Source organism: Rhodococcus sp. SG20037 (genome assembly GCF_031763325.1).
Classification (GTDB): Bacteria; Actinomycetota; Actinomycetes; order Mycobacteriales; family Mycobacteriaceae; genus Rhodococcus_F; species Rhodococcus_F qingshengii.
This window is the reverse complement of sequence record NZ_CP134497.1, coordinates 1,645,054-1,665,199: the sequence shown is the minus strand read 5'-3', so window position 1 is coordinate 1,665,199 and position 20,146 is coordinate 1,645,054. Positions and strand designations below refer to the sequence as shown.

Annotated in this window: 20 protein-coding genes; 11 read left to right on the top strand and 9 right to left on the bottom strand. The window is 62.8% G+C overall.

Going from position 1 to position 20,146, the window contains the following annotated elements; translation table 11 throughout:
• Positions 1-237: 237 nt before the first annotated feature.
• Genes RHP72_RS07810 through RHP72_RS07800 form a run of 3 tightly spaced genes read right to left on the bottom strand, consistent with a single transcriptional unit; the run spans position 238 to position 812 of the window.
• Entirely contained in the window at positions 238-432 is a 195-nt protein-coding gene (locus RHP72_RS07810; RefSeq protein WP_031331808.1) for a hypothetical protein, read from the bottom strand.
• 55 nt (positions 433-487) lie between these two features.
• Positions 488-622 (bottom strand): hypothetical protein, encoded by a 135-nt coding sequence (locus RHP72_RS07805; RefSeq protein ID WP_257232983.1) that lies wholly within the window; start codon positions 620-622, stop codon positions 488-490.
• A gap of 46 nt (positions 623-668) precedes the next feature.
• Positions 669-812: a hypothetical protein gene (locus RHP72_RS07800; protein ID WP_153212751.1), complete on the bottom strand. Its 144-nt coding sequence runs from the start codon at positions 810-812 to the stop codon at positions 669-671.
• A gap of 565 nt (positions 813-1,377) precedes the next feature.
• Here RHP72_RS07800 and RHP72_RS07795 point away from each other — a divergent pair.
• Positions 1,378-2,214: a DUF559 domain-containing protein gene (locus RHP72_RS07795; protein WP_054781533.1), complete on the top strand. Its 837-nt coding sequence runs from the start codon at positions 1,378-1,380 to the stop codon at positions 2,212-2,214.
• A gap of 154 nt (positions 2,215-2,368) precedes the next feature.
• Here RHP72_RS07795 and groL read toward each other — a convergent pair whose 3' ends face one another.
• The 3 genes from groL to RHP72_RS07780 all read right to left on the bottom strand — a co-directional run bounded on the left by groL (position 2,369) and on the right by RHP72_RS07780 (position 5,692).
• Complete coding sequence (gene groL, locus RHP72_RS07790) at positions 2,369-3,994, bottom strand: chaperonin GroEL (RefSeq protein WP_003941476.1); 1,626 nt, start codon at positions 3,992-3,994, stop codon at positions 2,369-2,371.
• Positions 3,995-4,267: 273 nt separating this feature from the next.
• A complete protein-coding gene (locus RHP72_RS07785; RefSeq protein ID WP_019744475.1) occupies positions 4,268-4,825 on the bottom strand; it encodes a DUF6764 family protein in 558 nt (185 codons plus the stop codon).
• 81 nt (positions 4,826-4,906) lie between these two features.
• Positions 4,907-5,692: an HAD-IIA family hydrolase gene (locus RHP72_RS07780; RefSeq protein WP_020906711.1), complete on the bottom strand. Its 786-nt coding sequence runs from the start codon at positions 5,690-5,692 to the stop codon at positions 4,907-4,909.
• Between the two features lie 82 nt (positions 5,693-5,774).
• Between RHP72_RS07780 and RHP72_RS07775 the strand changes: the two genes are divergently transcribed.
• Together RHP72_RS07775 and RHP72_RS07770 are read left to right on the top strand one after the other, a co-directional pair.
• On the top strand, positions 5,775-6,920 hold the full coding sequence (locus tag RHP72_RS07775; RefSeq protein WP_003941492.1) for a CdaR family transcriptional regulator: 1,146 nt from the start codon (positions 5,775-5,777) through the stop codon (positions 6,918-6,920).
• A gap of 156 nt (positions 6,921-7,076) precedes the next feature.
• Positions 7,077-8,330 (top strand): FAD-dependent oxidoreductase, encoded by a 1,254-nt coding sequence (locus RHP72_RS07770; protein ID WP_311094538.1) that lies wholly within the window; start codon positions 7,077-7,079, stop codon positions 8,328-8,330.
• On the opposite strand, the gene RHP72_RS07765 is transcribed toward RHP72_RS07770, so the two are convergent.
• Positions 8,302-9,693, bottom strand: a complete 1,392-nt coding sequence (locus RHP72_RS07765) for an amino acid permease (RefSeq protein WP_165639224.1) — start codon at positions 9,691-9,693, stop codon at positions 8,302-8,304. The genes RHP72_RS07770 and RHP72_RS07765 overlap by 29 nt on opposite strands.
• A gap of 189 nt (positions 9,694-9,882) precedes the next feature.
• Here RHP72_RS07765 and RHP72_RS07760 point away from each other — a divergent pair, with 189 nt between their 5' ends.
• From RHP72_RS07760 to RHP72_RS07730, 7 genes are all read left to right on the top strand, one after another.
• Positions 9,883-10,353: an SRPBCC family protein gene (locus RHP72_RS07760; protein WP_003941500.1), complete on the top strand. Its 471-nt coding sequence runs from the start codon at positions 9,883-9,885 to the stop codon at positions 10,351-10,353.
• Between the two features lie 34 nt (positions 10,354-10,387).
• Positions 10,388-10,840 (top strand): hypothetical protein, encoded by a 453-nt coding sequence (locus tag RHP72_RS07755; RefSeq protein WP_007733713.1) that lies wholly within the window; start codon positions 10,388-10,390, stop codon positions 10,838-10,840.
• Positions 10,830-11,849: a MerR family DNA-binding transcriptional regulator gene (locus tag RHP72_RS07750; protein ID WP_042450437.1), complete on the top strand. Its 1,020-nt coding sequence runs from the start codon at positions 10,830-10,832 to the stop codon at positions 11,847-11,849. The genes RHP72_RS07755 and RHP72_RS07750 overlap by 11 nt, the downstream gene beginning before the upstream one ends.
• 72 nt (positions 11,850-11,921) lie before the next feature.
• The gene (locus RHP72_RS07745; protein WP_003941540.1) at positions 11,922-12,635 is read left to right on the top strand and encodes a phosphatidylserine decarboxylase; all 714 of its coding nucleotides are present in this window, start codon (positions 11,922-11,924) and stop codon (positions 12,633-12,635) included.
• A 59-nt stretch (positions 12,636-12,694) separates the two neighbouring features.
• Positions 12,695-13,525, top strand: a complete 831-nt coding sequence (locus tag RHP72_RS07740; protein WP_029254795.1) for a phosphatidylcholine/phosphatidylserine synthase — start codon at positions 12,695-12,697, stop codon at positions 13,523-13,525.
• A 21-nt stretch (positions 13,526-13,546) separates the two neighbouring features.
• Positions 13,547-15,724: an AAA family ATPase gene (locus RHP72_RS07735; RefSeq protein WP_311094537.1), complete on the top strand. Its 2,178-nt coding sequence runs from the start codon at positions 13,547-13,549 to the stop codon at positions 15,722-15,724.
• Between the two features lie 9 nt (positions 15,725-15,733).
• Positions 15,734-17,356, top strand: a complete 1,623-nt coding sequence (locus tag RHP72_RS07730; RefSeq protein WP_311094536.1) for an amidohydrolase — start codon at positions 15,734-15,736, stop codon at positions 17,354-17,356.
• Between the two features lie 90 nt (positions 17,357-17,446).
• On the opposite strand, the gene RHP72_RS07725 is transcribed toward RHP72_RS07730, so the two are convergent.
• Positions 17,447-17,599: a hypothetical protein gene (locus RHP72_RS07725; RefSeq protein ID WP_047268844.1), complete on the bottom strand. Its 153-nt coding sequence runs from the start codon at positions 17,597-17,599 to the stop codon at positions 17,447-17,449.
• Positions 17,600-17,797: 198 nt separating this feature from the next.
• Here RHP72_RS07725 and RHP72_RS07720 point away from each other — a divergent pair, with 198 nt between their 5' ends.
• Positions 17,798-19,036 carry a DUF222 domain-containing protein gene (locus RHP72_RS07720; protein ID WP_311094535.1) on the top strand — a complete coding sequence of 413 codons (1,239 nt, stop codon included), beginning with the start codon at positions 17,798-17,800 and terminating at the stop codon, positions 19,034-19,036.
• Between the two features lie 88 nt (positions 19,037-19,124).
• Here the strand turns inward: RHP72_RS07720 and RHP72_RS07715 are convergent, their stop codons facing one another.
• Positions 19,125-20,144 carry a DUF2804 domain-containing protein gene (locus RHP72_RS07715; protein ID WP_042926211.1) on the bottom strand — a complete coding sequence of 340 codons (1,020 nt, stop codon included), beginning with the start codon at positions 20,142-20,144 and terminating at the stop codon, positions 19,125-19,127.
• Positions 20,145-20,146: the final 2 nt, after the last annotated feature.

Genomic DNA, 20,146 nt, shown 5'->3' with positions numbered 1-20,146 from the left:
GGATCCTTGATGATCTTGCTTCCAGTGGAAGTGAGACCAAGCATGTTCGATACCCACGTGATCATTCCGGTTAAATAAGTTTGCAGCATGACCGATTCCGTTCTTTCTATGGCGTGGGGGAAGACGACAGCGCGTTCAAATACTTCACAAACGTGCCCACGAGATCGACCGATCCGAAATCGACGATCTTGGACAGGTAGTCCAGGAAGAGATCGAACATCTTTTCTCCTTCTCCTTTTACAGGCCGGCTACGGAGCCGAGGACCGATTGGACGCTGCCCGCCGCAGCCTCACCGAGCGCACCGCCCATGTTGAGGCTTCCGGTGATCGACACGAAGATTCCGTCAACGACCTTGACCAAGTAGAACAGTGGATCCACGAGGGATCCGACGTCAACGCTTGCGAGCGCACCTATCAAACTAGCTGTGTCCACCGTATTTCACACTCCTTGAGATTGATTTCGTTCACTGGCTAAAGCAATTCACTTCTCAGTCGACGTTCGGGAACCAGCCGAAGTCAACCGAGGCGATAAACGGGGTAAACAAAGCCATCCCGAGAATGTTTTTGATCAACCCCCCGGCCTCGCCCTCGAGAACGTCCGCAATCGATCCCAGATCCATCATTCGCTCCTGTCATCAAAAACATTGGAAGAAGAACTTGCAGGTGCCGTCAACTGAGGTCGATTGCCGAAACCAACGATCCGGTGACCCCGTCGATTCCCGGCATGAGCGAACCGGACCAGACGTTACCCAGCAGGTCGGTGAACAATGCCGCCGTTGTCTGCAGGAACATGACGATCATATTGAATCCCACGCTTTCGATTGGCCGCGAATACTCACGGAACATTTACATTGGAATGCTTGATGCAGCCCACAAAGAACCGGTCCGAGCAGCAATTAGAGAATCCCAGTCGAACGATGAAGCCGAGATCCTCCGGGGCTGGTGCCCACTTTCCGCGGCTGTGACTGACATCAAGGTAGTGCAATAGGATCCGGTTTGGGTGCTTTTTGCCCAAGAATTTCAGATGGATCTGAAACCTGTTCCATATTCGCAGGTCTAGCGTCCAAGACGCCTGAAAATCGAGCAAAATGGAATAGCAACCGGAATTTACGTCGTCCGAAAGGCTTAGTACTTGAGGGTATTCAGGACAGAATTATCCACCAAAAGAACTAGACGTATCCGCACTTCACAGGTTAGCGGAGGCGAACAATCGGGACGGAAAATATCAAACATCCTTCAACATTCGGATAGATGAAGCTTCTCGTTCCCCACCTTCTCGATACACCTGTTACGCCATGAGGTTGTCCACACACACGCGGCCATCCACAAAGTGGCTTCTGAATCCGCGTCGTCAGGCTCTTGCCGCCACAGTGCATACGTGGAAGTTGTCACAAGAAACCAGTTGCTCGAGCAGGGCACTTCGCGCAGTTCGATCTCCCGATCCACGCGGTCAGGGCGACTCCATCGAATCCTGCCGTCGGTGTACTCCACCGAAGAACCTGGATACTTCGAGCGTTGCGTCGCGGTCACACTGTGGAAGCCTGAGGCCGTCCTCAGCCATACCAGCGCAGCCTGGCTGTGGGATCTCCTGCCGGAGGAACCACTCTTCGTCGAGGCCACCGTGGCTCCCAGCGTCCGAGCAGCCAGTCCGCAGTGGGTACGGCTTCACCGACGAACAGGAGTCTCGTCGGATGAGTGGATGGGTTTACCGATCGTGCCGATCGAGCAGTGCTTCATCGACGTCGCGACCACGTTGCCACGGCCCGCACTCGAGGCCTTCTTCGACGCGGCGGTATCGACCCGAGTGCCGTGGAAGTCGATAGCCCAACTGTGTGATGCGAGCCGCGGCAGGCACGGGATCCCCGCCGTACGCGAACAACTCCGCACCTGTTGCCCGCTCACTCGTTCGGAACCGGAGCGAGCAGTCGCCCGTGCACTGACTGCGCGCAACGTTCACCTGGAGATCAACGCTCGGGTCGGACCCTACTTCGGCGATCTGGTCGACACGCGAGCCCGGGTGATCGTGGAGATCGACGGGCGCGAATTCCATACCGACCCCGCAACTTTCAACAACGATCGACGGCGTCAGAACGCACTCGTTCTCGACGGATGGATGGTGTTGCGTTACTCCGCCGCCACCGCGATGGCCCATCTCGACGCTGTGGCGGACGAAATCATCACAGTGGTCCGAAGACGCCGACACAACCGGGCGTAAGCGCGGGCGTAAACGCACACAGCATCGAGCGCGCAACGGGAAACCGCGATCGCGTCGCAGTAGTGGACAAAAATGCCCGCAAATACCTCCGCACAAGCAAAAGCCCGGCCCACCGAATGGTGGGCCGGGCTCTAGGAGCTAGGTGGAGATGGACTCAGAAGTCCATGCCGCCCATGCCGCCGGTCGGATCGCCTGCAGGCGCTCCGGCCTTCTCGGGCTTGTCAGCGACAACGGCTTCGGTCGTCAGGAACAAAGCCGCGATGGACGCTGCGTTCTGCAGTGCCGAGCGGGTGACCTTGACCGGGTCGTTGATGCCTGCAGCGAGCAGGTCGCCGTACTCGTTGGTCGCAGCGTTGAGGCCGTGACCTGCGGGCAGGTTGGAGACCTTGTCCGCAACAACGCCGGGCTCGAGGCCTGCGTTGAATGCGATCTGCTTGAGCGGAGCGGACAGTGCAACGCGAACGATGTTCGCGCCGGTTGCCTCGTCACCTTCGAGCTTGAGGTCGTCCAGTGCGGGAGCTGCCTGGAGAAGTGCAACGCCACCACCGGCGACGATGCCCTCTTCGACGGCTGCCTTTGCGTTACGCACTGCATCTTCGATGCGGTGCTTGCGCTCCTTGAGCTCGACCTCGGTAGCAGCGCCGGCCTTGATGACTGCAACGCCGCCGGCCAGCTTGGCCAGACGTTCCTGCAGCTTCTCACGGTCGTAATCCGAGTCGCTGTTCTCGATCTCGGCGCGGATCTGGCTGACACGACCGGCGATTGCGTCGGCGTCGCCGGCACCCTCGACGATGGTGGTCTCGTCCTTGGTGATGACGACCTTGCGTGCCTGGCCGAGGAGCTCGAGGCCTGCGGTCTCCAAGGAGAGTCCGACCTCTTCGCTGATGACCTCGCCACCGGTGAGGATGGCGATGTCGGCGAGCTGAGCCTTACGACGGTCACCGAAGCCGGGAGCCTTGACGGCAACAGACTTGAAGGTGCCACGGATCTTGTTGACCACGAGGGTGGAGAGAGCTTCGCCCTCGACGTCCTCGGCGATGATCAGGAGCGGCTTGCCGGACTGGATGACCTTCTCCAGCAGGGGCAGCAGGTCCTTGACCGTGGAGATCTTGGAGCTGACGAGCAGGATGTACGCGTCTTCGAGGACGGCTTCCTGACGCTCTGCATCGGTGGCGAAGTACGCCGAGATGTAGCCCTTGTCGAAGCGCATGCCCTCGGTGAGCTCGAGCTGCAGGCCGAAGGTGTTGGACTCCTCGACCGTGATGACGCCTTCCTTGCCGACCTTGTCCATAGCCTCGGCGATGAGCTCACCGATGGACGGGTCGCCGGCGGAAATACCGGCGGTAGCAGCGATCTGCTCCTTGGTGTCGATCTCCTTGGCGGTCTCGAGCAGGCGAGCTGTGACAGCCTCGACAGCCTTCTCGATGCCGCGCTTGAGGCCGAGCGGGTTCGCGCCGGCTGCGACGTTGCGCAGGCCTTCACGGACCAGAGCCTGTGCGAGAACGGTAGCGGTGGTGGTGCCGTCGCCAGCGACGTCGTCAGTCTTCTTGGCGACCTCCTTGACGAGCTCGGCGCCGATCTTCTCGTACGGGTCGTCGAGTTCGATCTCCTTGGCGATGGAAACACCATCGTTGGTGATCGTGGGGGCGCCCCACTTCTTTTCGAGAACGACGTTGCGACCCTTGGGGCCCAACGTCACCTTGACAGCGTCGGCGAGGGCGTTGAGGCCTCGCTCGAGGCCACGACGTGCCTCTTCGTCGAACGCGATGATCTTTGCCATTGCGAAGTGATCCTCCGGATAGGGGGTGACACACAAGGTGACCGCTCGTCGGGTCACCTCATCGGCACAAGGCGACCGTTTGACCAGTCACCTCATTACACGGGCGACCGATTTGCCTGGTCACCCATCTACGCCTGTGGTCTAGTCAGTGCCCGCGACGGACGACCGGGGGTGTCTATGGTTCCCGGTCTCACTGCCTCGACCTGGCACTCACGGTTCGCGAGTGCCAACTGCATTTTTAGCACTCGAGCGTGCCGAGTGCAAGGTTGAGCCTCAGCCCGCGATGCAGAACTGTCCGTTACTCAAATTGACCGCAAACGAGAGCACTCCGACGCAGTCGACGCCGTTGGCATCGGCCGTAGCGCCCGCTCCGTAACCAGCGATGGCGAAGGTGACGTTGCCGTCAGCCGCCCCGGCCCGCGCGATACCGCCGCCGAGCGCAAATGCCTGCGCCTGACCATTACCGCGAGAAGCCCCCAGCGCGGTTCCGAAGCCGTTTGCATATGAATTGGAGTAGCCGTTGTCGGCGGCGACGCTCACAGCGGTACCGCTCTCGGCAGCACCGGCCTGCGAACGGCCGGCTCCGACGGACTGCGCGCCGCAGCTCGCGGTCTCGGAGACCTGGATGTCATTGGCCGACGGCGGCGAGACACACGTGACGGGGGCTGCCGAAGCAGCTCCCGCACCGGTCAGCGCCAGCCCGGCGGCGAGCCCCATACCTACAGTCATCACAGCCCCTGTTCTCGCCAGGCGGCCCCCCAACCGACTACTGGAAATTCCGCTGACTCGAGAGGATGAGCGACGGAACCAGACTGACGAGATCAAGGGCATAGAAAACTCCTTCGTGGAACAAGTTCATTGGATTCGGGCGCGAGAGTACCCGCTCGAGTGAAGTCCGTCACCCCCGCCTGGTCAAGCCTCGAGGACGACCCCGAGAAGGGCCGGAAGATCCGCGACCGAATCGATGACATGATCAGGCTTCTGAACCGACAGATCGAGCACTGTTTGCCGAAACTTGCCTGTGCGCACCAGAACTCCGGTCAAGCCGACTCGTTGTGAGGAGAGGACGTCCCCGATCAGGTCGTCGCCGACCATCACCGTCGCCTCAGGTTCGACATGCATCAGCTCCGTGGCTGTCAGGAACCCCGTGAGAGACGGTTTACCCACTGCGGCGATATTTACACCTGCCACTTCCTCGAAGCCCGGCAAGTACGTTCCGGTGTCGATCCGAAGGCCGTCTACGGTCTCCCACATCATCCCGCGGTGCATCGCGACGACGGGCACACCGGCGAGCAGAAGTTCGAGCACTCGGCTCAGCGCCTCGTGAGTGAACTCCGGGCCGGCACCGCCGAGAATCACGACCTCAGGATCGGCGTCGTCGAATTCGATTCCCTCGAGATCGGCAGACACGTCACCGTGATTGAGGACCCACGCCCGCGCGTCCGGATACGTCGCCCGCACGTACTCCCCTGTGAGCCTGGCGGCAGTAACTATCTGGCTCGCCTCGACCTCGATACCGGCGTCGCACAACCCCTGCGCGATGAGCGACGAACTGCGCGAAGTGGTGTTGGTCAGAAACCCACAGGCCAATCCCCGCCGCCGAACTTCGCGTACGGCTTCCCCTGCTCCCTCGATCGGCTGCCAGGACGTGAGCAGGACTCCGTCGATATCGAACAGAACACCTTCGATGTCGGCCATTGCACCAGCCTATATTCGCCATCGAGGTCCTGCCGAGGCGTCGGAACCCGAAATCCGTCGATCGCTCAGTAGGCTCCCACCCATGGACCTGCGCGACGACGACCTATTCTCCGTTGCCGGTTCTCTGGCCGAATTGCTCGGCGCTCCCGTCACGATCGAGGACGAGAACTCGACTGTCCTCGCGTACTCCGGCGGCGAGCAGGCCGTGGACGAAGCCCGCATCGGCACGATCCTCGGCCGGCAGGTACCCAGCCGATTCCGCCAATTACTCTCCGATGCAGGAGTATTCGATCGTCTCCACCGAGAGAGCGACCCAATCTACGTTGATCTCGAAGACCCTGCGATCACGCCGCGCCTGGTCATCGCAGTTCGCGAGAACGATCACCCCGTCGGCTCGATCTGGGTCGCACTCGCCGGAACACCGACGCCCACACAGGAATCGATACTTCGATCCGCGGTATCTGTCGTGGCCGAGAGAATCGCCTCGGAGCGTGACCGGGTCGACAGCACACGCCGTCGCCAATCCCAGCGCGTCCAAGCTCTGATCGGCGGTGGCGAACCCGCATTCCGCGCCGCAGACGACTTGCGGTTGGCAGGCCCGCTCACCGTCGTCGCCGTCGGAACCGTTGCGGGACCACTGCCGGCGGGGTTGGTCGCGTCCTTGAGCTTGTACCTCGACACTCTGGCCGTCGACGCCGTTGCCGCTCAACTGTCCGAGACCATCTACCTTGTCATCGCGACCGACGAGACCAACGCTCGCCGATTGTCCGCCGACTTCCTCACCCGCGCCCGTGGCCGCGAATTCCTGGCAGTGGCCGTCGGTCGGACAGTGAAGTCTGCAAGCGAATCACATCTTTCGCGCTCGGACACCGACCATGTTCTCGGAGCGCTTCGTCATGGCCGGTCCGGCGGAACCGTCGCGGGAATGAGGGACACGTTGGCCTCCGTTCTCGCCCTGCACGTCGCCGACATCATCGACGGACTCGGCGACTCCACACCACTCGGAAGCCTCGAACGTCACGACTCTCAGCACGGCAGCGATCTGGTCGCGACGGCAAAGGCCTTTCTCGAGCACGGCGGTGACGTGGCGAATTCTTCTGCCGCACTGCATGTTCACCCCAACACGCTCCGCAACCGCCTGCGTCGAGGCAAGGAGATGTGCGGCGTCGACCTGACCGACGCCGACACCCGCTTGATTCTGATGCTGCAGTTCAAACTCGCTCGCTGAGCAGGCGCGGCGGTGCGTTGTGCGAATCCACAACGAGGTAGCTCCGACGATGGCCGAACGGCCAGTCCTTTTGCCGCCCCCGCGATTCATGCTTGAGAGAAGAGCCGGATGTGACCGGCGTCTCGGTTCGAGCAGAGTCTGTAGAAGGAGTGCGTCATGGGAACTCGTCAGAGCCCCGATCGTGTGGTCGTGGTCGGTGCGGGCGTTGTCGGATTGTCGACGGCCTGGTTCTTGCAGGAACGTGGAGTCGAGGTCACCGTCGTCGATCGCGACGGGGTCGCAGCCGACGCGAGCTGGGGCAACGCCGGTTGGCTTGCCCCCGCATTGACGCTTCCGCTGCCCGAACCCGCAGTGCTCCAATACGGCTTGCGCGCGATGCTCAGCCCGTCGTCCCCGGTGTACGTGCCACTGACCACCGATCTGAAGCTGATTCGGTTCCTGGTCGGGTTCGCGCGCCACTGCACGCAGTCGAAGTGGCAGGAAGCGATGTCGGTCTACACCGAGGTCAACCGAACAGCCTTGGGCGCGTACGACGAACTCGCCGACGGTGGCGTCAAAGAGCTGACGCGCCTTGCCGATCCTTTCCTCGCCGCGTTTGCGTCCGAGAAGGACCGACAGACCTTGGTGGACGAGTTCCATCACGTCGAAGCTGCAGGCGGCGAGGTCGACTTCGACCTCCTCGACTACGACGCGATTCATTCGCTCGAGCCTTCACTCGGCCAGGGTGTGAAAGCCGGTTTGCGTCTGCGTAATCAGCGTTTCATCGATCCCCCGTTGTTCGTGAACTCGTTGGCGGACGCGGTTCGTGAACGCGGTGGAGAAATCGTCAGCGGTTTCGAGGTCACGCAGATCGACGATCGGGTCGGCGGAGTCAGTGTTCGCAGTGCACAGGGTGATTCACGCGACGGTGACTCCGTAGTCATCTCGAGTGGTGCCCGCTTGAACAAGCTCGCCGCACCGTTCGGTGTGCGCAAACTGGTGCAGGCCGGACGCGGATACAGCTTCAGTGTCAAGCCTGAGCACCTCCCCAAGAACCCTGTGTATTTCCCCACCCAGCGCGTTGCGTGCACGCCGTTGCACGATCGCTTCCGCGTGGCCGGAATGATGGAATTCCGCAGCCCCGACGCGCCGCTGGATCCGCGCCGGGTGCAGGCGATCATCGATGCAGCCAAGCCGATGCTCAGCGGCATCGACTGGACTACACGGGAAGAGGAGTGGGTGGGCTCACGGCCGTGCACTACCGACGGTTTGCCGTTGATCGGCGCCACGCGCTCGCCGCGCGTGCACGTCGCCGGTGGTCACGGAATGTGGGGAATCGCCCTGGGTCCGTTGACCGGAAAGATGGTGGCCGACTCGATGACCGGCGCTCAGACGCCGACCGTCATGCGCCGCTTCGATCCGCTGCGCTGACAGCCGGTTTCACCCACTTGTAGTACGCGCCCGTCAGCAGAACCAGCCATCCGGCACCGACGAGCAAGGCAACTCGGGTATCGACGATGACGCCGAGCAACACGATGACAAAAGCCAGGAACACGATCGCGAAGATCTGACCGTACGGCCACAGCGGCACTGGAAACTTCAGTGCCGCTGTTTCGTCTGCACTCATCTGAGCGCGGGAACGGAACTGCGAGAGCAGGATCATGATCCAGACGAAAATGGTGGCGAAGGTCGCCAGCGAGGCGATGACGAGGAACACCTGGTCCGGGATCAGGTAGTTGAGCAGTACTCCCACCAACAGGGCAACGGTCATGATGACAACGGTCATCCACGGAACACCGTTGGCGGAGACTCTCTTCATCACCTGCGGGGCCTGGCCGGCATGCGACATTCCGAACATCATGCGACCCGCACCGAAAACGTCGCTGTTGATGGCCGACAGGGCTGCGGTGATGACGACGATGTTGAGGATCGAAGCGGCCGTTCCCAATCCGAGATTCTCGAAGATCTGGACGAACGGGCTGTTGTCGGAGTTGATGGTCTGCCACGGAATGATCGCCATGATGACAGCCAGGGTGCAGATGTAGAAGAGAATGATGCGCACCGGGACCGTGTTGACGGCTTTCCTGATGGTCTGCGCCGGATCCTCGGCTTCGCCCGCGGTGATACCGATGATCTCGGTGCCGCCGAACGCGAACATCACGATCGCAAAGCACGCGACGAATCCGCCGAAGCCCGTCGCGAAGAACCCGCCGTCCGACCAGAGGTGGCTGATTCCGGCATCGGTGTCGTGAACGCCGAATCCGAACACGATGATCGCGATGCCCCCGGCGATCATCGCGATGATGGCGGTGATCTTCACGAGCGTGAACCAGAATTCCAGTTCGCCGAAGACCTTGACGCTCAACAGGTTTATCGCGCCGATGAAGAAGACGACAGCCAGAACCCAGATCCATCTCGGTACGTCCGGGAACCAGAACTGCATGTAAAGGCCGAAGGCGGTGACGTCGGCGAGGCACACGATCACCATCTCGAACGTGTACGTCCACCCGGTCATGAAACCGGCGAGTGGTCCGAGGTGCTTGTTCGCGTACTCGCTGAACGAACCGGAAACCGGGTTACGGACCGCCATCTCGCCGAGCGCTCGCAACACCAGGTAGACCGCGATACCGCCGATCAGGTAGGCCAGGAGCACCGACGGGCCGGCTCGTTTGATGGCCTCGGCGCTGCCGTAGAACAGTCCGGTTCCGATGGCTGATCCGAGGGCGATGAAGCGGATATGGCGCGCTGTCAGCCCTCGCTTGAGGCCATCCTGCGTCGCTGCGTCGCTGTTCACTTCTCGGTACTCCAGTCGGATGGATCGTCATACGTGCGCGAACCATTGTCCGCTACCACCGCGCGTGTTCCCGCACGACCCTGTTGGACGGCCGTACAGTGACCTGACACACATGGTCCATTGACGGATCGCTTACGATCGACAAAAGTGTTTGTAACTTTACGTAGCATCAACTCGACTGGAGAGACTGTGTCCAACACCCTCGAAGCAAGCATCGACATCGACGCATCACCGCAGGACGTGTGGGCAATCGTCGCCGACCTGCAGCGCATGGGCGAATGGAGCCCCCAGTGCAAGGTGATGAAGGTAATCGGCGGGACCGTCCGTGAGGGTGCCAAGACGATCAACGTCAACCGCAAGGGCCTGCTGGTCTGGCCGACGTCGTCGAAGGTCGTTCGCTTCGAGCCCAACAAGTCGGTGGCGTTCCGCATCGCGGAGAACCGCACGATCTGGTCCTACGAACTCGAGCCGACCGCTACCGGCACCAAAGTGACCGAGCGTCGCGAGGCTCCCACCGGAACGTCGAAGGTCTCGCAGTTCCTCGTCAAGACCGTCCTGGGCGGAAACGCCGACTTCGAGGTCGAGCTCGTTGAAGGCATGAATGCCACCTTGAAGCGTGTGAAGAGCGAGGCCGAGGCGGCTGCACGCACCTCTGCTTGACCCTCGACCTGGTCGAGGCATCAGGATCCGTTCCATGGATCCCGTGATGACACAGATAGCGCAGGCACAAGAATTGGCGAGCTCCGGCGATCGAGCCGGGGCTCGCTCTGCGTTCGAGAAGGTGTGGGAAGAGATCAGCGCCGCCCCCGATGCGCTCCACATCGTCTCCCTCGCGCACTACATGGCCGACGTTCAAGACGATCCGGCTCAAGAGCTCTGCTGGGACCTGCGCGCCCTCGACGCTGCAGATTCGTTGACCGACGCGCGAGCCCAGGAACACCACGCATCGCTGCAGGTCGCCGGTTTCTATCCATCGCTGCACCTCAACCTGGCTGCCGACTACCGCAAACTCGGACGCGACGCCGAGGCCGTCGAGCATCTGACGAAGGCCGAGGCGTCGGTCGGCACACTCGCCGACGACGGTTACGGCCGGATGATCAGGGGCGCTATCGAGCGACTGCGGGCAGAATTGATCCGTGACCACTAGTTCCGCCCTCTTGACGATCGGCGAGATGTCCAGGGCGTCGGCGCTCCCGATCAGCGCGCTGCGGTTCTACGACAAGGAAGGCGTGCTCGTCCCGCATTCCGTCGATCCGCACACCGGTTACCGCTGGTACACCGACGACCAACTCCGCGACGCACGCGTGATCGCCGGTATGCGGCGCGTCGGTGTTCCGATCCGCGACATGATGGCCGTCCTGACCGGACCGGAACCCCATTCGTGCCTCGACGCCCATCTGCGCAACCTCGAGGACGGTCTCGCCGACGCCCGGGCCGAACTGGGACGAATCCACCGCCTGATCGACGCGCTACCTATCTCCGGCGGCGTGGACATCGACTCGTGGGATCTACGACGCGCACTCGACGCCGTGCTGTTCGCCGTGAACGAGGAATCGGAGTTCCCGATACTTCGCGGCGTCCACCTCGACATTCACGACGGCGTCGCTGCGTTTGTCACCACTGATCAGTTCCGGCTCGCGGTCGCCGAGGTGACAGTTCACTCCGCTCTGACGGTGTCCGCTGTCGTTCCCGTCACCTTCGCGCGATTGTTGCGCGACGTCGCCGGCGTCGTGACGCTGACTTTCTCCGCGCGCACGGTGACTGCGTCGTATCCGGGAGGTGAGGTGTCCAGCCCCCTGATCGAGGACGGAGAGTTCCCCGATCACCGAATCCTGCGCGAGCACCACAACGCCGTCGAACTGAGCGGCGACCACCTTGCCGCCCTGCTCAACGGCACCGAGGACAGTGCCGTCGTCAGCGTCGGCGAAGACGGTGGTGCCCGGGTGGATCCGGGCGGAACGGATCCCCGTGAGAAGTTCCGAGTACTGGTCGACCGGCAGCGACTGCGCGACGCCGCCGCAGCCCAACCGGGGCGGCAACTGGTGATCCGAGTAAGCGGTGCGACGCTCCCGCTGGCGATACGCACCGGCGACTGTGTCGGGTACTACTCGTACTTGATGCCACTACAGCCTGTAGGAGAGAAGGCGTTCACGTAATCTATGGATGCTCTACCACCCCGTACTGTCAGTGCGACCAGCAGAAGACCTACCGAGTAGTTAGAGGAGCCTGTGGCACGCCGACCCACACCCCCCGGAACCCCGCAACCCACCGGGATCGGACATATCGTCGATCTGGTTCGCCATGCGATTCCGCCACTTCATCCCGCCGGCCTGCCGTTCGTGCTGGCCCCGCTGGGAGTTGCAGCTCTGGGCCGCAACCGTAAGTGGGTGCGCCGAGCCGGTCTGACCACCGCCGCCGCATGCGCCACGTTCTTCCGTCACCCGCACCGGGTGCCGCCCAACCGCATCGGCGTCGTCGTCGCACCCGCCGACGGCGAGGTGGCGTTGGTCGACAACGCCGTTCCGCCCGCCGAGCTCAATCTCGGAAGCGAGCCGCGCCCGCGCGTCAGCATCTTCCTGTCGGTTCTCGACGTGCATGTCCAGCGCAGCCCTGTCGGTGGAACGGTCAAAGAGGTCGTTCACCAGGCAGGCAAGTTCCTCTCCGCAGATCTCGCCGACGCCAGCGAGGTCAACGAGCGCAACAGCATGCTGATCGAAACCGCCGATGGTCACGACGTTGCGGTTGTCCAGATCGCGGGACTGCTTGCACGCCGCATCGTCTGCTACGCCGGTGTCGGTGACGTCCTGCCGATCGGCGACACGTACGGACTGATCCGTTTCGGCTCACGCGTCGACACCTATTTCCCCGCCGGAACCACACTCCTGGTCGAGCCGGGACAACGCACGATCGGTGCTGAAACAGTTATCGCGCAACTGCCGTGAAGACGCCGAAGATGAAGTCAGCCGTGAAGAAGCCGGGAGCAGCCCAACCCGGCGCGAAGATGCCCAAACGCACCCAGGCGGTGCGGTTGCTGCCGTCCGTCATCACCATCCTGGCGCTGTGCGCCGGGCTGTCCGCCGTCAAATTCGCTCTCGACGGACAACCCGGTACCTCGCTCGCGATGATCGGCGCAGCTGCCGTCCTCGATTCACTCGACGGCCGCATCGCGCGACTGCTCGACGCCACCAGCAAGATCGGCGCCGAACTCGACTCACTGGCCGACTCCATCTCCTTCGGCGTCGCCCCGGCCCTGGTCCTGTACGTGACCTTGCTGGACGGCACCAGCATCGGCTGGATCATCGCGTTGATCTACGCGGTCAGCATCGTGTTGCGACTCGCACGTTTCAACACCCTGCTCGACGACGACGACGTCCCCGCGTATGCACGTGAGTACTTCGTCGGCGTTCCGGCTCCGGCCGGCGCACTCATCGCCCTCACTCCCCTGGCCGCGACGGCTCAGTGGGGTGACGGCTGGTGGTCTTCGCACTTCGTCGTCATCGTGTGGACGCTCTTCTCGGCTGCACTGATCGTCAGCCGCATCCCGACGCTGGCGATGAAGTCGGTATCCGTGCCGCCGCACATGGCGGCCGGCCTGCTCGTCCTGGTGACGTTGGCTGCAGCCGCACTCATCACCTACCCGTACATCCTGCTGATCGTTCTCATCGCGATCTACCTGGTGCACATCCCGTTTGCCGTGCACTCGAAGCGGTGGGTGGCAGCACGTCCCGAAACCTGGGACATCAAGCCTTCCGAACGCCGCGCGATCCGACGCCAACCCAACGTCGGTGGCCGCCGCTCGGCCGCTCGTCTCGGATTGCGGCGACCCCGCTAGTCCACGACGTACTCTCGAGAGGTGACTTCGCCGGAACTCGCCCTCACCGTTCGACTCAACACCTCTGCCGCCGACCTACGCCGCGGGGTAGTGCGCTTGCACCCCGAAGCGTTGGCGGCGTTGGGCATCCGCGAATGGGATGCCATCGCACTCATGGGAGCCCGCGGCACCGCGACCGTCGCGGGCCGTGCGCCCACCGGAACCCCGGCAGGCACGATCCTTCTCGACGACGTCACCATGTCGAACGTCGGCCTGACCGAGAACTCATCCGTCGTGGTCGGTCCGGTGACGGTGTACGGAGCGCGATCCGTCTCCGTCACCGGCTCGTCCATGGCGACAAATTCGATCAGCTCGACGGTTCTGCGACAAGCCCTTCTGGGCAAGGTCGTCAGCGTCGGCGACACGGTCTCGCTCCTCCCCCGCGATCTCGGTCCGGGTACGAGCACTTCCGAAGCCACCCAAGCGCTTTCCCGTACCTTCGGCGTCGCGTGGACATCCGAACTGCTCACCGTCACGGCCGTCGAACCTGCCGGTGGTCCGGTCAGCGTCCAGCCGAATTCGGCGGTCAACTGGAGTTCCGGCTCGGCGGGCACACTGACACCGAGTGCGCTTGTTTCCAGTCCGGCCGCCGTCGCGATCGAGCCTGCACCGTCGGTTCCGCTGGATCACCTCGTCGGCGCGCAGGCGCAGGCAGCCAAGCTGACCGAGTGGCTCGGCCTGGCACTCGACGAACCAGAACTGCTCCGTACGCTCGGCGCCTCACCGCACCTCGGCGTCCTCATCACGGGCCCCGCCGGCGTGGGCAAAGCCACGTTGGCCCGCTCGGTCCTGTCCTCGCGCAAACTTGTCGAACTCGACGGCCCGGGAGTCGGTGCCACCGAGGCGAATACCCGCCTGCAGCGAATCGTCGACGCCGTTGCTGCCGTGCGCGGCGGTGGTGTACTGCTGATCAGTGACATCGACGCTCTGCTTCCGGCCACCGCGGAACCGGTATCCGCACTGATCCTCGAACAACTGCGCAGCGCCGTCGCAACCCCGGGCGTGGCATTCGTCGCGACCTCCGCCCATCCGGAGACCGTCGACGCGCGCCTTCGCGGCCAGGATCTCTGCGATCGAGAACTCGCACTTACCCTGCCGGACGGCGCAACCCGCAAGGCGTTGCTCGAACTCCTGCTCCGCCGCGTGCCCACCGGAACCCTCGAACTCGACGCCATCGCCTCGCGCGCACCGGGATTCGTGGTCGCCGACCTCGCGGCGCTCTGCCGTGAAGCTGCCTTGCGAGCGGCGACGCGGGCGTCCAAATCCGGTGATTCTCCGGAGATCACGCAGGAAGATCTTGTCGGTGCCCTCGAAGTGATTCGGCCACTGTCTCGTTCGAGTACCGAAGAACTCTCGATCGGCAGCGTCACCCTCGACGACGTCGGCGACATGGTCGAAACCAAACAGGCCCTCACCGAAGCGGTGTTGTGGCCGCTGCAGCACCCCGACTCCTTCGCGCGCCTCGGTGTCGACCCACCCCGCGGCGTGCTCCTCTACGGCCCTCCCGGCTGCGGTAAGACGTATCTCGTTCGCGCCCTTGCCAGCTCGGGGCACCTCAGCGTCCACGCCGTCAAAGGTGCGGAGCTGATGGACAAGTGGGTCGGCGCCTCCGAAAAGGCCGTAAGAGAGTTGTTCCAGCGCGCACGCGATTCGGCGCCCTCGTTGATCTTCCTCGACGAAATCGACGCCCTTGCCCCGCGTCGTGGTCAAAGTTCCGACTCCGGGGTGTCGGATCGCGTCGTAGCCGCGTTGCTGACCGAACTCGACGGCGTCGAACCGCTACGCGACGTCGTGGTGTTGGGCGCCACCAATCGACCGGATCTGATCGACCCGGCTCTCTTGCGCCCCGGCAGACTCGAACGTCTCGTATTCGTACCGCCGCCGGATGCGGAGGCCCGCAAAGCGATTCTGCGTGCTTCCGGCAAGTCGGTACCGCTCGCCGAAGATGTCGATTTGGACATTCTGGCCGTCGATCTCGAGGGATACTCGGCAGCAGACTGCTCGGCTCTCCTGCGTGAGGCTGCACTCGCCGCCATGCGTCGGAGCATGGACGCGGCCGACGTGACGGCCGCGGACGTGGCAACCGCCCGTGAGAAGGTACGTCCCTCACTCGATCCCGAGCAGGTGGCACACCTACAGGCGTACGCGGACAACCGATAAGGACTGACCATGGCTGCTGATCTGGTTCTGTACGGCGACATCGTGACCATGCACGAGGAATCACCACGCGCCCAGGCGCTCGCCGTGACGGGCGGCCGGATCACAGCCGTCGGCGCGCGCACGGACGTCGAGAAACTGGTGGGGCCGGATACCCGCGTCGTCGACGTCGGAGGTGCCGCTGTTCTGCCGGGGTTCATCGAACCGCACGGTCACCCCCTGGAAGAAGCCATCGTTCTCGGGCCTGACGTCGTCGACATCCGGCCTGTCACGATCGCCGAGGCGGATGCCGTAGTTGCTGCCGTCGTCGACACTGTTCGTTCGCGAGGTGCTGCCGGCGCTTCTCTGAACGGTTGGGACCCGTTGCTGCAGAAGGGCCTACCCGATCCGACCATCGACTGGCTGGACTCCATAGCGCCGGAGTACCCCCTCGTGATCATGCACAACTCGGGACACGTCGCGTATTTCAACACGGCGGCAGCAGTGCAGGCCGGCATCACCCGCGATACCCCCGATCCGATCGGCGGATCGTACGGCCACGACGCGACGGGCGCACTCGACGGAGCCGCGTACGAAATGCCTGCGGTGTTCGCAGTCGCGGGCCACGCAGTCACCATCGGTGACGACTTCCCCGCACTGGTGGCGGCCGAATGCGCCCGGCTGAACGCCGCGGGAATCACCACCATCGCCGAATTGTCGTACGACCCCAAGATGCGGCCCGCCCTGGCAGCGATAGCCGACGCCGGACTCCTCACCACCCGCCTGCGGCTCTACGAGATGTCCAACGACGCGCGCACTACCGAGGCGTCACCGGGCGACGGAAACGACCTGGTGCGCCAGATCGGCATCAAGGTCTGGTCCGACGGTTCACCGTGGGTCGGTAACATCGCCACCAGCTTCCCGTATCTCGATACCGAAGCCACCCGCGCGCTCGGGATCGCCTGCACGCACGGGCACGCCAACTACACCGGCGAACAGATCCACGACATCAGTTCCGCCTACTTCGCCAAAGGGTGGCAGATGGCGTGCCACGCCCACGGTGACGACGCGATCACCATGGTTCTCGATGCGTGGGAGCAACTTCTGAAGGAGCACCCCCGGCCCGATCACCGGTTGCGTCTCGAACACGTCGGCGCGATGCGTCCGGATCAGTTCGTCCGCGCGGCGGAACTGGGCGTCACGGTCAGCATCTTCATCGACCACCTGCACTACTGGGGTGACGTTCTGGTGGATGACCTGTTCGGCCCCGAATACGGATCCGTCTGGGCCGCAGCAGGATCTGCACTCGCGGCCGGGCAACGGTTCACCTTCCACAACGACGGTCCCGTCACCCCCGCCAATCCGCTACGGAATATGCAGGACGCCGTCACCAGACTTTCGCCCAGCGGCCGCGTCGTGGCACCCCAGGAACGGATCCCCGTGGACGCAGCTGTGCGCGCCCATACGGTCAACGCCGCTTGGCAGCTGTTCAGCGAAGATCACATCGGGTCCATCTTTCCCGGCGCCTACGCGGATCTTGTTGTGCTGTCGGCAAATCCCCTCGACGTCGAGCCGACCAGGCTGGCCGACATCACGGTGCTCGCCACCGTCCTGGAGGGTCGGACGGTGTACGGAGACCTGAGCGCGATCGGCTGATCGGTCGCCGAACGCCGTGGACAAAGGCCGATAACCTTCTCTGCTCGAGTTCCAAGGATTGTTGCGAAAACGGAGACGGCGCAGGTGGTCTCAGGGTTCAGTGCGGATGTCGTCAACGACCTGAGCAATCGCATGTTTCGCCCAGGCCGTGATCTGCTCGTTCGTGTCGCGGTAGTACGGCAAGGCAACCAATGCAATCGACAGAGCCCATGCGCGGCCACGCGTCCAAGTGCCCTCGTCCACGTCAACATGAAGCCGGAATGTATGCCGAGTGCTCGGCGTCAGCAGAGTCCATGCAATGAGGTAGTCGAGATTGCCTGCCGCAAATCGAATGAAGATCCGAAAAGTCCCAAAAATCGGAATTGTCGAAAATTATTGCATAGGAACAGTTTTCGAGATACAAGTCTTGTGTTCGAAACTTTGTTCGATTAGACTTTTAGCATGGACAGTCGGGAAGCGTGGCAACTGGATAGCGAGGACCTCAAGAGCGAGGTTCTCGATCTGGTGCGCGCCCGACACGAGTTGCAGTCGCGGATGGTGCTGCTGATCGTGGAGATGTTTTCCCGGGAGGTTCTCGGCGGGAAGGGTTTTCGGGCGATCGCGCAATGGCTGCACGGGTCGACGAATCTGGAGATCGGTGAGTGCAGTCTGCTGGTCGGGTTGGCGCGGTTGTTGATGCTCGAACCCGTGGTGGCGGATGCGTTTCACCGCGGTGACGTTGATGCGTTGAAAGCCCGTCAGGTGGCGTCGTTTTGTCAGCATCCACCGAAGAACATGACCCTGGCGGATGTGGACAAGGCTCGCGGGATCCTGTTGGGGTTGGCGTCGCAGAACATTGCCGATTGTGATGCGGTGCGGGCGGCGATTCGGCGGATCGAGAAGCAGTACGGCAAGCGTGAGGACGGCGTTCCGGTCGGTGAGGATTCCGAACGTAACGAGTTCTACGCGTCGAAAGGCTTGTACGGGCGGGTCACTGTGAAGGGTGACTTGGATGCTGTGAACGGGGCCCGTCTGATCACGTTGTTGTCGAGCCTGTCTGCGCCGACGCCGGAGAAGGACGGGGTCAAGGACACCCGCACGCCGGCACTGCGGCGGGCGGACGGGTTTTGTGAGTTGTTGCGACGGTATGAGCGGGCGGGGTTGGGTCCGATCGAGGGCGGGGTGAAACCGCACATCACGGTGACTGCGTCTGCGAAAGACATGACGGACCTCAAGGCGTTGAAGGACCTCTTGCCGTCCACGGAGGAGTTGGGGTTCGCGTGGACGGATTGGGTGGGCCCGATCAGTATCGACACGGCCCGGATGTTGGCGTGCGACTGCACCGTCACCCGGATCCTCCTGGACGAGAATGGTGTTCCGCTCGACTGCGGCAAAGAAGCAAGGACCGCGACGGTACCCCAGCGGCGGGCGTTGGCGGTTCGTGATGGTGGGTGTGCGTTTCCGGGGTGCGGGACACCGTCGGGGTGGTGCGATGCTCACCATATTGTTCACTGGAACGATGGTGGCCCAACGGATCTCGACAATCTGATTCTGTTGTGCGGTCATCATCATCGGACGCTGCATCACACGGAGTGGCGGGTGGAGATCGGCCCGGATCGCAAAACGGTGTTCTACCCGCCGATGTCTGTTGATCCGTATCAGCAGCCGATCGGCGGGAACGGCCCACCGACAGCAGCCTGAAGTGAAACAACTCGAGACGCGAGCACCGGGGCACGATCATGCCCCGGTGCTCGTGCTGCGTTCCGTCATCTTCGCGGAGACGTACGGCCTACCAGCGGTTCCGAACCTCCTCGGCAAATCCGAGGAGATCTCGAACCACCACGGAGGTGCCGTCGTCGAGGATCACTGTGCCGGAGAACTTTCCGAACACCTGATGCTGAATCGAACGCAGCACCCCGACGTCGAAAGTCGCGGCACGGTCGATGATCGGCTCGAAAGTCATCTCGAAGCGACCATCGTTGCTCGAGAAGTTCCACGGAGCGCCGTCGTACGTTCCCTGCGGGATGCCGAAGTCGATCCTGTCCAGTTTGTGGGCCCGCCCTCCGACAAACACGATGTTCTCGCTGGCCGCCGTAGTGTCGCCGAAGCCGTAACCGATGTTGAATCCGAACCGCTCGCCGTTCACCAGTCCGGATGCAGAACCCCAGTACCAGGTGTTGTCGTAAGTCCAGACTCCCCTGCCCCAATCGAGAACGCCGAACGAGTCTTCCGAGCGAAATGTGAAGTCGTCGATCCCGATTCGCACGGTCCCGGCAGCGGGCAGGCAGTTGATCTTCTGGTTGTAGTAAAACGAACGGGACGCCTTCGGAAACGGTGTGGCGATCACCATCCGGTCATCGGCAGGACTCGCCAGGAACAAGTCGGCATGAAGACCTCGTCCACCGTCGAAAGCCGGGTAGTCGACGATCAGGTGGCGCCCACCGTCCACATGGCGAAACTCGAAGCGAGCTTTACCTTTCGACACCACCACATCACCGTCGTCGGCGCTTTCGGGCAGACCGAGCCTTCCCATCGGGAACGGCAGCATCACGTTTTCGGTGATCTCGTGTGGTGTTCGGAAATCGAGCCAGGAGACCCCGAGCAAGCCCATGTACCCGTTGTCGGCGACGGTCAACGCGATGCCGTAATCCGCAGTGAGAACGCAGTAGTAGTCCCACTCCTTGATCCGGAACTTGGGAGCGGTGATCGCAGAGCGTCGATACTTGCGAATCTCCGATGGGGCCCAACCCGTCTCGACCAAATGTCCGCGATCGTCGAGAAGCGGGCCGGGCGACATCAGTGTCTGCATTC

What these genes read in the sequence shown, in the direction of transcription:
- RHP72_RS07805 (WP_257232983.1), bottom strand. Translation starts at nt 622, where the DNA reads ATGATGGATCTGGGATCGATTGCGGACGTTCTCGAGGGCGAGGCCGGG.
- groL (WP_003941476.1), bottom strand. Translation starts at nt 3,994, where the DNA reads ATGGCAAAGATCATCGCGTTCGACGAAGAGGCACGTCGTGGCCTCGAG.
- RHP72_RS07785 (WP_019744475.1), bottom strand. Translation starts at nt 4,825, where the DNA reads ATGCCCTTGATCTCGTCAGTCTGGTTCCGTCGCTCATCCTCTCGAGTC.
- RHP72_RS07780 (WP_020906711.1), bottom strand. Translation starts at nt 5,692, where the DNA reads ATGGCCGACATCGAAGGTGTTCTGTTCGATATCGACGGAGTCCTGCTC.
- RHP72_RS07775 (WP_003941492.1), top strand. Translation starts at nt 5,775, where the DNA reads ATGGACCTGCGCGACGACGACCTATTCTCCGTTGCCGGTTCTCTGGCC.
- RHP72_RS07770 (WP_311094538.1), top strand. Translation starts at nt 7,077, where the DNA reads ATGGGAACTCGTCAGAGCCCCGATCGTGTGGTCGTGGTCGGTGCGGGC.
- RHP72_RS07755 (WP_007733713.1), top strand. Translation starts at nt 10,388, where the DNA reads ATGGATCCCGTGATGACACAGATAGCGCAGGCACAAGAATTGGCGAGC.
- RHP72_RS07740 (WP_029254795.1), top strand. Translation starts at nt 12,695, where the DNA reads ATGCCCAAACGCACCCAGGCGGTGCGGTTGCTGCCGTCCGTCATCACC.
- RHP72_RS07730 (WP_311094536.1), top strand. Translation starts at nt 15,734, where the DNA reads ATGGCTGCTGATCTGGTTCTGTACGGCGACATCGTGACCATGCACGAG.
- RHP72_RS07720 (WP_311094535.1), top strand. Translation starts at nt 17,798, where the DNA reads ATGGACAGTCGGGAAGCGTGGCAACTGGATAGCGAGGACCTCAAGAGC.
- RHP72_RS07715 (WP_042926211.1), bottom strand. Translation starts at nt 20,144, where the DNA reads ATGCAGACACTGATGTCGCCCGGCCCGCTTCTCGACGATCGCGGACAT.